Origin of the sequence: Rhodoferax mekongensis, assembly GCF_032191775.1 — a bacterium.
GTDB classification, from domain to species: Bacteria; Pseudomonadota; Gammaproteobacteria; order Burkholderiales; family Burkholderiaceae_C; genus Allorhodoferax; species Allorhodoferax mekongensis.
Map to the genome: position 1 here is coordinate 3,027,680 of NZ_CP132507.1, position 15,861 is coordinate 3,043,540.

General features: G+C 60.7%; 15 protein-coding genes. 7 read left to right on the forward strand and 8 right to left on the reverse strand.

The genetic code is table 11. The features are described 5' to 3' along the window. Positions 1-2: 2 nt before the first annotated feature. Both RAN89_RS14425 and dnaE read right to left on the reverse strand, forming a co-directional pair. Positions 3-245, reverse strand: a complete 243-nt coding sequence (locus RAN89_RS14425; RefSeq protein ID WP_313866950.1) for a FeoA family protein — start codon at positions 243-245, stop codon at positions 3-5. An 87-nt stretch (positions 246-332) separates the two neighbouring features. Further along, positions 333-3,902, reverse strand: a complete 3,570-nt coding sequence (gene dnaE, locus RAN89_RS14430; protein ID WP_313866951.1) for a DNA polymerase III subunit alpha — start codon at positions 3,900-3,902, stop codon at positions 333-335. Between the two features lie 106 nt (positions 3,903-4,008). Between dnaE and RAN89_RS14435 the strand changes: the two genes are divergently transcribed. Together RAN89_RS14435 and RAN89_RS14440 are read left to right on the forward strand one after the other, a co-directional pair. Next, complete coding sequence (locus RAN89_RS14435; RefSeq protein WP_313866952.1) at positions 4,009-4,452, forward strand: hypothetical protein; 444 nt, start codon at positions 4,009-4,011, stop codon at positions 4,450-4,452. A gap of 9 nt (positions 4,453-4,461) precedes the next feature. Next, positions 4,462-5,217 (forward strand): sulfurtransferase, encoded by a 756-nt coding sequence (locus tag RAN89_RS14440; RefSeq protein ID WP_313866953.1) that lies wholly within the window; start codon positions 4,462-4,464, stop codon positions 5,215-5,217. A 4-nt stretch (positions 5,218-5,221) separates the two neighbouring features. On the opposite strand, the gene RAN89_RS14445 is transcribed toward RAN89_RS14440, so the two are convergent. From RAN89_RS14445 to RAN89_RS14460, 4 genes are all read right to left on the reverse strand, one after another. Then, positions 5,222-6,028 (reverse strand): DUF2145 domain-containing protein, encoded by an 807-nt coding sequence (locus tag RAN89_RS14445; protein ID WP_313869406.1) that lies wholly within the window; start codon positions 6,026-6,028, stop codon positions 5,222-5,224. 14 nt (positions 6,029-6,042) lie between these two features. Further along, entirely contained in the window at positions 6,043-6,492 is a 450-nt protein-coding gene (locus RAN89_RS14450; protein ID WP_428984456.1) for a hypothetical protein, read from the reverse strand. Between the two features lie 111 nt (positions 6,493-6,603). Further along, positions 6,604-7,137: a flavodoxin family protein gene (locus tag RAN89_RS14455; protein WP_313866954.1), complete on the reverse strand. Its 534-nt coding sequence runs from the start codon at positions 7,135-7,137 to the stop codon at positions 6,604-6,606. 65 nt (positions 7,138-7,202) lie between these two features. Beyond that, the gene (locus RAN89_RS14460; RefSeq protein WP_313866955.1) at positions 7,203-7,904 is read right to left on the reverse strand and encodes a pirin family protein; all 702 of its coding nucleotides are present in this window, start codon (positions 7,902-7,904) and stop codon (positions 7,203-7,205) included. 111 nt (positions 7,905-8,015) lie between these two features. Between RAN89_RS14460 and RAN89_RS14465 the strand changes: the two genes are divergently transcribed. The 3 genes from RAN89_RS14465 to gluQRS all read left to right on the forward strand — a co-directional run bounded on the left by RAN89_RS14465 (position 8,016) and on the right by gluQRS (position 11,097). After that, complete coding sequence (locus RAN89_RS14465; protein ID WP_313866956.1) at positions 8,016-8,957, forward strand: LysR family transcriptional regulator; 942 nt, start codon at positions 8,016-8,018, stop codon at positions 8,955-8,957. Between the two features lie 62 nt (positions 8,958-9,019). After that, positions 9,020-10,060, forward strand: coding sequence for an NAD(P)/FAD-dependent oxidoreductase (locus RAN89_RS14470; protein ID WP_313866957.1), 1,041 nt, complete (start codon positions 9,020-9,022; stop codon positions 10,058-10,060). Between the two features lie 95 nt (positions 10,061-10,155). After that, the gene (gluQRS, locus tag RAN89_RS14475; protein WP_313866958.1) at positions 10,156-11,097 is read left to right on the forward strand and encodes a tRNA glutamyl-Q(34) synthetase GluQRS; all 942 of its coding nucleotides are present in this window, start codon (positions 10,156-10,158) and stop codon (positions 11,095-11,097) included. Positions 11,098-11,115: 18 nt separating this feature from the next. On the opposite strand, the gene RAN89_RS14480 is transcribed toward gluQRS, so the two are convergent. Continuing rightward, positions 11,116-12,678, reverse strand: a complete 1,563-nt coding sequence (locus RAN89_RS14480; protein WP_313866959.1) for a methyl-accepting chemotaxis protein — start codon at positions 12,676-12,678, stop codon at positions 11,116-11,118. 225 nt (positions 12,679-12,903) lie between these two features. On the opposite strand from RAN89_RS14480, the gene trmB reads away from it, so the two are divergent. Both trmB and RAN89_RS14490 read left to right on the forward strand, forming a co-directional pair. Then, positions 12,904-13,692, forward strand: a complete 789-nt coding sequence (gene trmB, locus RAN89_RS14485; protein ID WP_313866960.1) for a tRNA (guanosine(46)-N7)-methyltransferase TrmB — start codon at positions 12,904-12,906, stop codon at positions 13,690-13,692. Between the two features lie 43 nt (positions 13,693-13,735). After that, positions 13,736-14,665 carry a pseudouridine synthase gene (locus RAN89_RS14490; RefSeq protein ID WP_313866961.1) on the forward strand — a complete coding sequence of 310 codons (930 nt, stop codon included), beginning with the start codon at positions 13,736-13,738 and terminating at the stop codon, positions 14,663-14,665. A gap of 68 nt (positions 14,666-14,733) precedes the next feature. Here RAN89_RS14490 and RAN89_RS14495 read toward each other — a convergent pair whose 3' ends face one another. After that, positions 14,734-15,810 carry a rhomboid family intramembrane serine protease gene (locus RAN89_RS14495; RefSeq protein WP_313866962.1) on the reverse strand — a complete coding sequence of 359 codons (1,077 nt, stop codon included), beginning with the start codon at positions 15,808-15,810 and terminating at the stop codon, positions 14,734-14,736. Between the last annotated feature and the right edge of the window lie 51 nt (positions 15,811-15,861).

Here is a 15,861-nt window from a genome sequence, read left to right on the forward strand (position 1 = left end):
ACTCATTGCAATTCAACCCGGATGCAGCGAGCTTCAACCAGCCGCAACGCAAACATGGTTTCACCGATTTGCACAGCCAGGGGTTCTCGTCCGCCGGGGCCCCGACGCAGTAACTGCAGGGACTCTCCGGCAATGAAACCGATATCGGCAAGTCGCCGCAATATCGACGCGTGGATATCCGGGCTGGCAGCCACTAGCCCCCGCACCACGGCGCGCTGGCCGTGAGTCAGTTCTGACAAAAACATGGAAGACCTTTGAAGTATCCGCCAACCCTGCAGGGTTGTACCGGGACCAATCTAAATGAGATTGTATTTCATTTAGATTGGCAAGCTTCAGTCGTAAGCAATGACTGCGGCGCCCCCGGACGCTTGTGCGCGCCAGCTCGCAAGAGCCGCATCCGTGGGGTAGAACTTGGCACTTTCGCCCAAGTGCAATTCAGCCGCCGCCTGCTGGACGGCGGCGTCTTCACCGGCCTGACAGAGCAACTGCAAACGGACCGACAAGCCCCTCACGAGCTCGCCATGTTCGGTTTGCTCGCGCACGGCCGGAAACTCGCGCACCAAAGCCGCCACATCCGGCGTGCGGTTCTTGCTATCCAACTGCACAGGTACGCGCAGATACTTGCCGAAGCGGCAGCGGGCCTGCTCCAGGCTCCAGATCTGCTGCACCGTGAGTTGCATGCCGCCCGAGAAGCGGTCCGGCATCGCCTTGCCCTCGACGATGATGAGTTCGTCGTCCTTGAGCAGGTCTTTGTAGGTGTTGAGCAAAGCTTCGCTGGCGCGTGCCTCGATCATGGCGGACTTGTCATCCAGCTTGAACAGGGCGAGCTTGCCGCGCTGCCCGTTGATCACCCGCAGCTCGGTCACGATGCCGGCCAGCAACTGCGGCTCGCGCGAGTCCTGCAACTCTTCAATCGGACGCTTGGCAAACTTGCGGACTTCAGTCGCCACTTCGTCAAACAAATGGCCTGACAGGTAAAAGCCCACCGCAGTCTTTTCCTGCGTGAGGCGTTCCTTGACGCCCCACGGCATGACTTCCACCAGATCAGGCTCCTGCGTGCTGGAGCCATGGTCATCATCCCCGCCCATGTCAAACAAGCCGACCTGATTGGCATTCGCCGCAGACGCAGCCGCAAATTCAAACGCCCGGTCCATGGAAGCCACCAGCTCGGCCCGGTTCAGGTGCACCGTGTCGAACGCGCCCGCCTTGATCAGTGCTTCCACGCAACGCTTGTTGAGGCGGGTACGGTCCACCCGGCGGGCGAAGTCAAACAGGCTTTTGAACGGCCCGGCCTCCTCGGTCGGTCCCCTGCCCTCGCGCGCGGCCACGATGGCCAGAATTGCCTGCTCGCCCGTGCCTTTGATGGCGCCCAAGCCGTAACGGATTTCCTTGTTGGAGATCGGCTCAAAGCGGTAGTTGCCGCGGTTGATGTTGGGCGGCTCAAAGCTCAGGCCCATCTTTTCAGCATCCTCGAACAAGACCTTGAGCTTGTCGGTGTCGTCCATTTCCACCGTCATGTTCGCGCAGAAGAACTCGGCGGTGTAGTGCACCTTGATCCAGGCCGTGTGGTACGCCAGCAATGAATAGGCGGCAGCGTGCGACTTGTTGAAACCGTAGCCAGCGAACTTCTCCATCAAGTCAAAGACCTCATCGGCCTTGTCTTGGGAAATGCCATGGGTTTTGAAAGCACCTGCCCGGAAGATGTCCCGGTGCTGGTCCATCTCCTCTTTCTTTTTCTTGCCCATGGCGCGGCGCAGCAAGTCGGCGCCACCGAGTGAATAGCCACCCAGAATCTGGGCCGTCTGCATCACCTGCTCCTGATACACCATGATCCCGTAGGTCTCGGACAGCATCTCGGCCACCGCAGGGTGCGGGTACTCCACCTGCTCGCGCCCGTGCTTGCGTGCCACGAAGCTCGGAATCAGGTCCATGGGACCAGGTCGGTACAAGGCGTTCAGGGCAATCAGGTCTTCGAGGCGGCTGGGCTTGGCATCGCGCAACATGCCCTGCATGCCACGACTTTCAAACTGGAACACCGCCTCAGTTTTGCCTTCACTGAACAGTTTGTAGACCTTTGGGTCGTCCAGCGGCAGGTTCTCGTAGGCAAATTTCTCCTGCCCCGGATGGCGCTTGCGGATGAACTCGGCGGCAATTTCCAGAATGGTGAGGGTGGCCAAGCCCAAAAAGTCGAACTTCACCAGGCCAATGGCTTCCACATCGTCCTTGTCATACTGGCTGACCGCAGACTCGCTGCCGGGTTGCTGGTAGAGGGGGCAGAAATCGGTGAGCTTGCCCGGCGCGATCAACACGCCCCCGGCGTGCATGCCGATGTTGCGGGTCATACCCTCCAACTTGCGGGCCATCTCCAGCAGGGTTTTGACGTCTTCTTCCTTGGCCTCGCGCTCTGCCAAAATCGGCTCAGCCTCGGTGGCGTAAACGTATTTGTCGCTTTTCTTCCCGTCCGTGGGCGGCAACTGCAAGGTCACGTTGGTGCCCGGCTTGTTGGGGATGAGCTTGCTGATGCCATCACAGAAGGTGTAGCTCATGTCCAGCACACGGCCCACATCGCGCACCACACCGCGCGCGGCCATGGTACCGAAGGTGGCAATCTGGCTCACTGCGTCTTTGCCGTATTTGTCCTTCACATAGTCGATCACCAGGTTCCGGTTGGTCTGGCAAAAGTCGATGTCGAAGTCGGGCATGGAGACCCGCTCGGGATTCAAGAATCGCTCAAACAGCAGGTTGTAGCGCAGGGGGTCCAAGTCGGTAATCTTGAGCGCATAGGCTACCAGCGAGCCGGCACCGGAGCCGCGCCCTGGACCTACCGGACAGCCATTGTTTTTGGCCCAGTTGATGAAGTCGCCCACGATCAAAAAGTAGCCCGGAAAGCCCATTTTCAAAATGGTGCCCAGCTCAAACTCCAAGCGTTCCACATAGCGCGGCATTTCGGCATCACGCTCCTGTTCGTTGGGGTAGAGGTGCACCATGCGCTCTTTGAGCCCTTCGAAGGACGCGTAGCGGAAGTATTCTTCCGGCGTCATGCGCTGGCCGTTGACCAAGGGCGTGGGGAAGGCGGGCAACTGCGGCTTGCCCAGCACCAGCGTCAGGCTGCAGCGCTTGGCAATCTCGATGGTGTTGGCAATGGCAGACGGAATGTCAGCAAACAGCGCCTCCATCTGGGCTGCGCTCTTGAAGTACTGCTCCCGGGTGAAGCGGCGCACGCGCTTGGGGTTGCTCAGAATCTCGCCATCGGCAATGCAGATGCGGGCCTCATGGGCCTCGAAGTCGTCCTGCTCCGCAAACTGGATGGGGTGCGTTGCCACCACCGGCAGCTTCATGCGGGCGGCCAGCTTTACTGCGGCGACCACATGCGCCTCATCGTCGGCGCGGCCTGCGCGCTGCAGCTCGATATAAAAACGATGCGGGAAAACACCCGCCAATTGCAACGCCACATCGTGCGCGCGGGCGGTGTCGCCCTGAACCAGAGCCTGCCCCACCGGCCCGGCTTGCGCACCCGAGAGCACGATCAGGCCTTCATGCAGCTCTTTGAGCCACGCCATCTTGATGACGGCCTGGTTCTTCACCACGTTTTGCGTGAAAGCGCGGGCAATGAGCTCCGAGATGTTCAGGTAGCCCTGTTTGTTTTGCACCAGCAAAATGATGCGGGTGACGGCTGTGGCATCGCCGCCCAAGCCTTCGAGAATAATTTCTGCGCCTATGACCGGCTTGACGCCCTTGCCGCGGCCGCCTTTGTAGAACTTGATCGCTCCGAACAGGTTGTTCAGATCCGTGATGGCCAACGCAGGCTGGCCGTCTTTGGCCGCCATCTTGATGACATCGTCGATCCGGGTGGTTCCGTCGACGACAGAAAACTCAGTGTGAAGGCGCAGGTGTACAAACATCCGGTCATTGTAGTTTTCGATTGACGGCAGACCTTGGGGAAGGGTCTGCTTCTGCGCCACAATGGAAGCACTGCATTGGTACGCTGAAAAAAGCTCTTCGAACCCCGTGACAAGCCATTTATTCAATCCGCATGGATCCGCCCTGGTCGAGCTCGCGCCCGGCATGCTGATCGCGCACATGCACGGAGACTGGAATGCCGAGATGCGGGCCCTCATTGCCGCTCAAATGCGGGAAAAGGTGGCCGCGCTGAACGCCGCAGGTCCTTGGGGCATCATCAACCACATGCATGACACGCTGGTCTATGGGCCGGATATCTATGCCCAGACCCGTGCGGACTACGCCAACCGCCCGGCCGGCTCCCGCCTCAAAGCGGTGGCCTTTGTGATCGCACCGCACGTGGAAGGAGCCTCATTACTGCGCAGCCGGTTTGACACCCTGTTGGATGGCGTGATCGCCTCCCGCGTTTTTACCGACAGCCAAAGCGCCAAGGATTGGATACAGACCCAGCTGCAATTGCCGGATGTCGCTGGCCCGGACGCAGGCAATTAAAATCAGACGGTGAACACCGTACTGAACATTTCCTCCTACAAATTCGTCCCACTTCCGGATGCTGCGGCCTTGCGCGAGGTTTTGCTGGCCCGGGCACAGGCCCTGCAGCTCAAAGGCACCATTCTTTTGGCCGAAGAAGGCATCAACCTGTTTCTCGCCGGTCCGGCGGATGATGTACGGAGTTTTGTCAGCCAGCTCCAGCAAGACCCCCGGTTTGCGGATATCGCTCCCAAGGAAAGCTGGTCAGATACCCAGCCGTTCAAAAAAATGCTGGTGAAGGTCAAGGGGGAAATCATCCGCATGAACCACCCCACCATCAAGCCCGCCGAAGGCCGCGCACCTTCGGTGGCACCGGCTACCGTCAAACGCTGGCTGGACCAGGGGCATGATGACCATGGCCGCCCGGTGGTCACCCTGGATACGCGCAATGACTTTGAAGTCGATGAAGGCACGTTCGATGGCGCCATTGATTGGCGCATCACCAAGTTCACCGAATTCCCGGACGCCTTCCGGGCGCACCTGGACGAGCTCAAAGACAAAACCGTGGTCAGCTTTTGCACCGGGGGCATCCGCTGTGAAAAAGCAGCCATACTGATGCGTGAAGAAGGCTTGGAACACGTCTACCAGCTCGAAGGCGGCATCCTCAAATATTTCGAGGAAACCGACGGCAGCCACTACAAGGGCGGCTGCTTTGTATTCGATGAGCGCCGGGCACTCGGTGCAGATCTGCAGGCGACCGGCCTGCAGCACAGCAGCGAAGTCTGAGCGCCTAGCGCTGCACCACCGGGTCGCCGGCGGACAGATTGGCGCGCTTGAGCCAGGCAAACACAGAGTCCACTGTCACAGTCTCTATCCGGTCGGAATAGCGCTTCTCATCCGGGTGGTCATCAAAGGCCACATTCGCCTTGGTCATGCGCGCTCCGAGGCGCACCAAAGGGCTGATCGTCAGGGTCGTAGGCTGGTAAGCGGCGCGCTGCAACCAGCGCTGCGCCTGAGCGCGGCTGGTCACCGGCTCTGCAGTGCCGGCCGTCATCGCAAAGGCCAGTGTTTCGATCGCCCACTGGTTGCTCTGCTGGTACTTTTCTGCCCATGGATACGCCACCATGTTGTAGCGCGGCTGGTGAAGCACCAGGGACTGCTGCGCATCCTGCAGCACTCTCAGCATCGCGGATTGGGCTTGCGGGCTGAGGACGACCCAGGCGGCTTCGTACTGCCAGAGGTCATCCAGAAAAAACTCGCCGAGCCCCTGCCGGTAGATGGCAGATTCCGCTGTGCCGCACAGATTGAGTTTGTGCAGCACCCGCCACACATGCCCGCCATCCGCGGTGTCCTGCCGGTACACAAACCCCAGGTGCGAGTAACGCACACCGTATTTGCTCAGGTCCTGTCCGGCGCGCGCCATGACGACCACCTTGGCTCCGCTGGCATCCAGCGCCTGTAGCGTCTTCCAGGCCAAGGTCATGGACTTCTCCACGGTCTCAGGCTTCAGGTCCTGCGGCTCATTACAAGCGCGGCCGGCCTGTACCTGACCCGCAAAAGAAACAACCAGCAGGCCGGCAGCCAAGCAACGCTGCATGGAGCTAAGGAGGCTCACTGGCTGACGCGTTCGTTGTGCAACAGGGCCTTGCCGATTTCGTTGGGGATAAAGGCAATCACCTTGCCCGCAACGGACAACACCACGCCGGTGCTGATCACGCTGACAAACACAACTGTGCCCACGGCCGCGGAGGCACCGGAGGCTGCTTTGCCCGAGACCTCCACGCTGGCCCGCGCGCCATCGGACATGCGCTCCAGCACATAGACCGTGCCCTTGGCAGAGGCCTCCACACCCTTCACCACCAACACTGCTCCCGCCGTAGAAAACGCGACGGGAATGGCGACTACCGCACCCGCACTGGCCCCGACCACAGAAGCCACAGGCATGGCACTGATGGCACTGAACGCAGAAGCGTCAGTCTGTGAATAGGCATAAAAAGGCGTGCTAGCGCCCGCCAGAATTGCGCAAGCAGCTATTACTTTGGTAGCAAAGCGGATCTTCAAAACGGCACTCCAGTTGTCTGAAAGCCCACAGCTTACGCAATTTTCCGGCGGACACAAAAAAGCCCGCCGAAGCGGGCTCACGCATTTCAGACCGAAGAAGTCTGAAAAACCTTAGGCCTTCAGCTTGGCGGCAATGGATGCCACGCGTGCGCCGTAGGCTTTGGCGGTGTCCAGATCGCCTTGGGGGATGTCTTCCGCAGGGCTGGTAGGACCGACTTGGGCCATCACGCCGGAGTTGGAACCGATGCGGTTGATGATGCCGTCGTTCATGGCAGGCTGGCCGACCCAGATCATGCCGTGCTGCTGAGACAGGGTGATGAAGTACTGGATGGTGGACAGCTTGTCACCGCTGGGGCTGGCGGAAATGGTGAAGCCGCCAGCCACTTTGTCTTTCCAGGCGCTGGTGAACCAACGCTTGCTGGATGCATCGGCAAACTTCTTGAACTGCCAAGAGGCCATTCCCATGTAAGTGGGGGAACCGAAGATCACAGCGTCTGCCGCGTCCAGAGTGGCCCACTGGGCATCGGTGATATCGCCATTGGCGTCGATGGTGATCAGCTCGGCGCTGGCGCCTTCTGCCACGAATTGCGCAACGCGCTGGGTGTGACCGTAACCGGAATGGAACACGACTGCTACTTTTGCCATTTGTTAACTCCTAGGTAAAAAGACTCAAAGAAAGATGCCCGCACCTTGCGGACATCGGAAAAAAATCAGGCCTGCAGATCAAAAACCAGGACTTCGGCGTCCTTCGCGGCGTTGAGCACCAGGGTGCTTTCGGCGCTGAGCAACGCAGCATCACCGGTCTGCAGAGGTGTGCCGTTCACCGATACCGAACCGCGAAGCACCTGCACATAGCCCTTGCGGGAGGGGTCCAGCGCCAGGCTTGCTGCCTGGGCGCCGTCCAACAAACCGCTGTACAGCTTGGCGTCGGCGTGAATCAGCACGCTGCCCTCCGCACCATCCGGCGAAGCCACCAGTTTCAGGGTGCCTTGCTTGTCGGCTGCGGCGAATGTCTTTTGTTCGTAGCTTGGCGGAATGCCGGTCACATTAGGCTCGATCCATATCTGGAAGAAATGGGTCGTGTCGTTGGGCGCGTGATTGAACTCGCTATGCATTACGCCGGTGCCTGCACTCATGCGCTGCACATCGCCCGGTGGAATGCCTTTGACGTTGCCCATGCTGTCTTTGTGCGCCAGGTTGCCCGACATGACGTAGCTAATGATCTCCATGTCGCGGTGGCCATGCGTGCCGAAACCGGTGCCGGGAGCGATGCGGTCTTCATTGATGACGCGCAGATTGCCCCAGCCCATGTGCGCGGGGTCGTAGTACCCGGCGAACGAAAAGCTGTGGAAAGACTTGAGCCAGCCGTGGTCGGCATAACCTCTGTCCTGCGATTTGCGTACGGTCAACATGTGATGTGCCTCTGGTTTCGTATGGGTTGAACTTTATGCCCCGGGCACTCGATTTCCATCCATGCCGTTTGATGGCATCATTCAAAAATTCTCAACTTAAGGGTATCGACCATGCAAACCGCGCGTGACTTCCTCACCCCCGACGCACTCTCCATGTTGCAGTCGATCGCAGAGGCTGGCAGTTTCGCCGCAGCCGCCCGCGAGATGGGCATGGTGCCCAGCGCCCTGACGTACCGGGTGCGCCAGATTGAAGACGCCTTGGACGTGCTCTTGTATGACCGTAGCTCGCGCCAGGCCAAGCTCACCGCCGCCGGTGCGGAGCTGCTGCGCGAGGGCGCTCGATTGCTGGAAGATATTGACGCCGTGGCCAACCGTGTGAAGCGTGTGGCCACTGGCTGGGAGCCGCAACTGACCATTGCCATCGACACGGTGATTTCCAAACCGGTGGTGATGGAGCTGTGCGAGAGCTTTTTCAGCCAATCGCCCCCTACCCGCATTCGGATTCGGGAAGAAACGCTTTCCGGGACCCTGGAAGCGCTACTCACCGGGCAGGCCGACCTGGCCCTGGGTGTGGGCCCCGACTCCGCGCGCACTGCGGGCGTGCACAGCAAACCCTTGGGCAGCATGACTTTTGTGTATGCCGTGGCCCCCCACCACCCTCTGGCCGATGCCCCCGAGCCTTTGACCGATGACTTGATCCAGAAGCACCGCGCCGTGGCTGTGGCGGACTCCATCCAGCGCGGAGCGGGCCAGACCTACGGCTTGCTGAGTGGGCAGGACGTCTTTACCGTGCCCACCATGCAGGCCAAGTTGGACGCGCAATTGCGCGGGCTGGGCGGCGGCAACCTTCCCCGCTGCATGGCTGACAGCTACATCACCACCGGCCGCTTGGTGGTCAAAAAAACAGAAAGACCCCAGCGCACGGTGCCGCTGCACTATGCCTGGCGCCTGTCCAAAACGGTGAACCAGGGCAATGCTTTGCAGTGGTGGCTCAATCAGCTGGAGAGTGAGACCACACGCAACGCACTGATATCGGAACACCGCACTTCATAAACGATTTACGCCCTGCAGCTGCGTGTATAAAGAGACCATTACAACTACTGGAGATTGCGCCCATGACAACACCCCGACACATCGCCATCGTGGGCGCCGGCATGGCAGCCATCACCTGTGCGCGCACACTGGTCCAGGCCGGTCATACCGTCACCGTGTTTGAAAAAAGCCGTGGCCCCGGCGGACGCATGTCGACGCGGGAAAGCGCCTTCGGCACCTTTGACCATGGCGCCCAGTACTTCACTGTGCGGGATGCGCGTTTCACCCAGGCCCTGCAAACCACGCCCGGCCTGTGCCGCCCCTGGAGTGCCAACACCGTGCGCGTGCTGGACTCGCATGGGCGCGTCGCTGCCGCAGCCCTGCCCGGCCGCGATGCGCACTGGGTGCCTGTACCCGGCATGAACGCCTTGTTGCGCGCATGGGCCAAGCCACTGCTGGATGCAGGCCAACTCCTAGTGAACACCCGCGTGACGGCGCTGGAACAGGATTCCTTGCACAAAAAGAAATGGCAGTTGCGCACCTCGGGCGATGCGGGTACCAACCATGTTTATGGCGGCTTCGACGAGGTCATTCTCGCCATCCCCCACCCCCAAGCCCAAGAACTGCTGGCCACCACCCCCAAAGGCGCCGCGCTGGCCAAGAAAACCTCCAAAGTCTCCGTCGCTCCCTGCTGGACCCTGATGCTGGCCTACCCCCAGGCGGTGCAGCCCGGCCTCACTACCTTGGGCCCGCAGTGGAACGCCGCACGCAGCACCCACCACCGCGTGGCTTGGTTGTCACGTGAATCCAGCAAGCCCGGCCGCGGCAAGGTCGAGCGCTGGACAGTGCAGGCCAGTGCAGCCTGGTCCCAGGAGCATTTGAACGACACCCCTGATCGCATTCAGGCCAAGCTGATCAAGGCCTTTGCTGAAATCACCGGCATCCGTGCCGAACCCGCCCACGCGCAAGTGCACCGCTGGCTTTATGCCAAAACCGAAGCGCCCTTGGGCGAGAGCTTTTTGTGGGATAGCAAATCCGGCATCGGCGTGTGTGGTGACTGGTGCATAGGCCACCGCGTGGAAGACGCGTTTGTCTCCGGCCTGGAACTTGCACTGGCAATATAGCCCCCACGCTCCGCCGCTCCGCGGGTCGCTGCCCCCCAAGGGGGCCTTCGCGCCTTGGGGCGGCCCGGCGGCGCTCACGCCAGAATATCTTCCCCATGTACCGAGGTCGTTTTGCCCCCTCCCCCACGGGCCCGCTGCATGCGGGCTCTTTGCTTGCTGCACTGGCCAGCTGGCTGGACGCCCGCGCCCATGGCGGGCAATGGTTGGTGCGCATCGAAGATGTGGACACGCCACGCTGCGTGCCCGGTGCAGACCAATTCATCCTGCAGCAACTGGCCACCTGCGGACTATTGCCCGATGAAACGCCCGTGTGGCAGAGCACGCGTTGCCCTCTGTACCGCGACGCCCTGGACCGGTTGATTGTCAAGGGCATGGCCTACCCCTGTGCGTGCTCGCGCAAAGACATTGCGCTGGCTCGGGAAGCCTTGGGGGAAAGCAAGTCACGCCATGGCGAGTTGGTCTACCCCGGCACCTGCCGCGCGGGGCTGCACGGTCGCACCGGCCGTGCATGGCGATTCCGCACCGACCTGGCAGAAATCATGCGAAAAAAGGCGCCATCGCCCGAGGAATATGCGCAAGCAGCTACGGAAACAATAGCAATTCCAAGCCCGAACTGGGAATGGACAGACCGGCGACTCGGTCTCCAATCTCAGAATTTGTCGGGCGAAGTGGGTGACTTTGTGTTGCTGCGGGCAGATGGCCTCTGGGCCTACCAGCTGGCGGTGGTAGTAGACGATGCGGCACAAGGCATCACCCACATCGTGCGGGGGGCAGACCTGGCGGACAACACGGTGCGCCAGCTGGCGCTGCAGGCGGCGCTGGGGCTACCACCCGTGCAGTACCTGCACACGCCCTTGGAGCTGGGCCCCAATGGCGAAAAACTGAGCAAGCAAAACGGCGCTGCCGCACTGGACCTCTCAGACCCGCTGGCCGCGCTCAACCGCGCTGCGACCGCCTTGGGGCTGCAACCCCAGACCGGAGGTGTCCGCGCAGCCCTGCTTCACTGGACAGGCGAGTGGCGCCTGCGCTTTCCCTGAGCGGGATCACAAAGCCAATCACGCCAACAGCAAAGTTCCTCGCTTTTCGTCTTCCACGGTGAACTGCGCCATCTGACGCACCAGCTCGGCTGCCTGCATCTTGAGGCTGCTGGCAGCGGCGGCGATTTCTTCCACCAGTGCGGCGTTCTGTTGGGTGACCTGGTCCATTTGCATTACAGCGTCGCCCACCTGCGAAATACCACTGGATTGTTCCTGGCTGGCAGAGCTGATCTCCGCCAGGATGTTGCTCACACGCTGGGTTGCTTGCAGCATGTCCGCCATGGTGGCGCCGGCGTTGTCTGCCAGGGCAGAACCATGGGCTACGCGCTCCACGCTGGCCCCGATCAAAGCCTTGATCTCTTTGGCCGCTTCCGCACTGCGTCCGGCCAGCGAGCGCACTTCAGACGCCACCACAGCAAAACCACGGCCTTGTTCACCGGCTCTCGCCGCTTCCACCGCCGCGTTCAGGGCCAGAATGTTGGTCTGGAAGGCAATGCCTTCGATCACGCTGACAATGCCCGCAATCTGAAGGGATGATTCGTTGATGCCACGCATGGTCTCCACCACCTGCTCCACGGCAGCGCCGCCCCGCTGAGCAACATCAGCCGCTTGTTTGGCAAGGATGTTGGCTTGCGCGGCAGACTCGGCGTTCTGGTTCACGGCCGCGGTCAGCTCTTCCATGGAGGCCGCAGTTTCCTGCAGGGCACTCGCCTGGCTTTCTGTCCGGGCAGACAGGTCGTGGTTGCCCTGTGCAATTTCAGAGCTGGCGTTCGCAACATTGTCAGCCACACTACGCACCGTAGACACGGTACGGTTCAAACCCGTGCGCATGGTCTGGAGAGCATCCTGCAAAGCGCCCAAGCTGTCCGTGCGGCCCTCATCCAATGCCACATGCGTTGCCAGATCTCCCGCAGCGATCAATTTGGCTGCCTGCGTACTGCCACGCACCGGCTTCTGGATGCTGGCCAACACCACGCGGTACACCACAAAGACAGTCGCACCGGCAACCAAAGCCGTAACCAGCATGGCTCCGGTACTGAAACTATGGGTGTCGTCAAAGTCTTTCATCGTGGCTGCGGCGAATGCATTGCCTTCCGTCACCGTGGCATCCACGCCGGCGCGGTGTTCGATGTAAAGGCCATGCACCGCGGCGAGGTTAGCCTTGGCGGCATCCATCTGGCCGGCGACCACCGGCTCCACAATCTGGCTGCGCGCCGCGGCAATAAAGGCTTTGGCTGCCGTGTGCTGGGCACCCAGCAATTTGGCCTCCAGCCCAAAAGGCGGGTTTTTTGTCCAGTAGTCGACGCGCTGGGCGTATTCGGCGGCCAGCTCGTCAAAACGCTTTTTGCCATCCGCCGCATTCAGGCTCCCGTCCATCATCATCGAGAGCACCAAGCGCATCTCGATCAGGTACATGGGAGGCGGAAGGATGTCGGCCACCACATCCTTGGCCACGTAGACCTTGTTGGCCGAGTCGTCCAGCTTGTTGATGAAGTGATACCCCTCGGCCGCCACTGCGAGGGCAGCTGCCACACCAATCGTGCCCAGAAGGGCCATGACCCAGCGTAATGACTTGAACATCCAAAATCCCTTCAGTGTGAACCCTGACAAGTTGGAAGACCACTGCAATAGTGCGCCTCTGTGCGCAAACACACAAAAACACAATATATCATATTAGTGATATTGAACATAATTTTGTTAAAAACATTTTTCACAATGAAATAAATTCAGTGTTTTGAAAAATCGTTAGGCCGCCAACCAGACTGCCTACAATGCAGGCCCTGCTTCCCCTTCCAGCCCGCCGCCATGACGAACCCCCATTCCGCTTCTCCCGACACCTCCGATGCACCCTCCTTGCCCGAGGAAGCAGCCAAGCCCTTCATGCGGACCATCAAGAGTTTTGTGAAGCGCGCCGGGCGCATGGGCAGCGGGCAGGAGCGCGCCATGGCGGAGTTGGGCCCCCAGTTTCTGGTGCCCTACCAGCCATCTGCTATCAATTTCGAAGCGGTCTTCGCAGGTGCAGCGGGTGCTGAAGCCCCAAACGATGCCAAACGCCCGGTCGTATTGGAAATCGGCTTCGGCATGGGCGAAGCCACAGCGCAAATTGCCCTGACCCTGCCGGGCACCAACTTTTTGTGCTGTGAGGTGCATGAGCCCGGCGTGGGCGCTTTGCTCAAGCGCATCGGCGAACACAACATCCCCAACATCCGTATCTGCAACCACGACGCGGTGGAAGTCATTGATCACATGCTCCCGCTGGCCAGCCTGGACGGTGTGCACATCTTCTTCCCCGACCCCTGGCACAAGACCAAGCACAACAAGCGCCGTCTGATCCAGTCGCCTTTGGTGGCCAAGTTGGCAGCCCGCCTCAAGCCGGGGGGCTACCTGCATGCCGCCACCGACTGGCAGCCTTATGCGGAACAAATTCTGGAAGTGCTGAGTGCAGAACCCAAGCTCAAGAACCGCGCACTGCCCAATCACCCCGAACTGGCCGGCTATGCACCCAAACCGCACTACCGCCCGCTGACCAAGTTTGAAAATCGCGGCATCAAGCTGGGCCACGGGGTGTGGGACGTGGTGTTCGAGCGCGTCTAAGCGCTTGGGCCTGCGCGGGACTTTTACATAGCAGGCCCTCGCCATGGCGCGCATCCGGCCCCTTGCACCTGCGGCACGCCACGGGGTGCGCCCCAGCTGCGTCGTCGTAACGCCAGGGCCTTGGAAGGATCTGCTCGATTTTTTCTGCCAGCGCTTTCCCTCCGTGCCGGCGAGCACGTGGCAAAAGCGGTTTGCGTCTGAAGACATCATTGACGCTGACAACCAAGCAGCCCGCCCCACTGACGCGGCCACGGCGGGGCGGCGTCTGTACTACTTCCGCGCAGTGCCGGATGAACCCTCTATCCCCTTTCAGGAGGAAGTGATCTGGCAAGACGAACATCTGCTGGTGGTGGACAAGCCGCACTTTCTGCCCGTGGTGCCCAGTGGCAAACATGTGCGCGAGACCCTGCTCGCCCGCCTGCAGCTGCGTTTGAACCTGCCGGACCTCTCACCCGTCCACCGTATCGACAAAGACACCGCAGGATTGGTGCTGTTCAGCGTGCAACCCGTTGGCCGAAATGCCTACCAGGCCCTGTTCCGCGAACGGCGCGTGAGCAAATCCTACGAATGCATAGCCCCTTGGAAGCCGGGCCTGGTCTGGCCGCTGCACCGTGAAAGCCGGATTGGCGACGCAGAGCACTTCATGCAACAAACCGAAGTACCGGGCGAGGTGAATGCCATCACCGACATCGAGCCACTGGAAGTAGCGGGCGATTGGGCCCGGTACGCGCTGCGCCCGTTGACCGGCCAGCGCCACCAGCTGCGGGTACACATGCATGCACTGGGTTTGCCCATCTTGTTTGACGGCATTTACCCGGAGCTGACTCCGGAAGGCACCAATGTCTACAGCCGCCCGCTGCAACTGCTGGCCAAAAGACTGGCATTCACCGATCCGCTGACCGGGGTGGCACGCGTGTTTGAGAGTCGCAGAAGTTTGCTGCCCTTGCAGACTGTGCAACATATCAGCGGCTAGCGCCCGAACTTACTGCGCAAAACGCTATATTTTTGATAGCAAAGCAGGGCTGTAATCGCCAACCGCCCTCAAGGCCGCTCTTCGGCGCCCGACTTGTCCGCCGTGACTGCGGGCAGTTGCCCTCGTCGCAATTCCGCGGATTGCCGTTTGGCCTCTTTCGCACGGCTGGCCGCGTACGCTTGCATGGCAGCAAGGTTACCTGCTGAGGGCGCCAGACCCTGGGGCGAAGCCTGCATCAGGTATTCAAAGCTGTTCTCATAAGGTTTGACGACTTCGGCCTCTAACTGCCCCGCCACTGACTCAAACGATGCTCGACGGTTATGAACATCATTCAGAAGCGATGTCCAACGCTCATGGATTCGCTCGTCGTCCGAAAGAAAACGTTGAACACTCTGGCGCGCTTTGATTTCTTCGCCCAATCGGTAGACGGGCTCTGGCAACACCACACATAGCAAAGCGATAGCGCCGATCAATGCGATCGCCGACAAGCAAGGTCGGAGCCCGACTGCAGGGCTGCCTGATGTCCAGGGCTGCAATAACAAACCTGCCCACAACGCCCCCGCCACCAGTCCCCCGCCGTGGGCTGCATTGTCAATACCGGGCATGAACCACCCCAGAGCCAACATCAGCACCGAGAAACCGAGAGCGCCCCCGAACAGCCAACGGAACTCGCCCGCCTCTACCTGTTTACGCTCGACCCACAAAAACACCAGCAAAGCCCCATAGAGGCCGAACACCGCGCCCGACGCACCTCCGGACACTGCGCGATTGCCCTGCACCACCAAGGACAGCAGATTTCCGCATACCCCGGCGCCCAGGTAGAGCGCGGCGAAGCGCCAGCGCCCCAACAAAGTCTCCAGCAAGCGACCGATGTCCCACAGCGCCCACATGTTCACCGCCAAGTGCCACACACCGAAGTGGATGAACATGGCACTCAACAGACGCCACCATTGACCATCTTGGGTAGCAGGGGCGAAATTCGCGCCCCAATCCAACTGCACCCCGTTGACTGCATGCCACCAGCCGCCTCCAGCCAACGCGATCGCCAGAAAGACCATCACATTCAGCACCATGAGACCCGCCGTCACCGGAGCCTCACGTGCGGGCGCGCGCATCAGGTCTGTCAGTGCGGGAGGGGGAGACATGGAAACATCAAACGGCATAAGTGGCACAGTCTACCGAGCAGCCAACTCGGG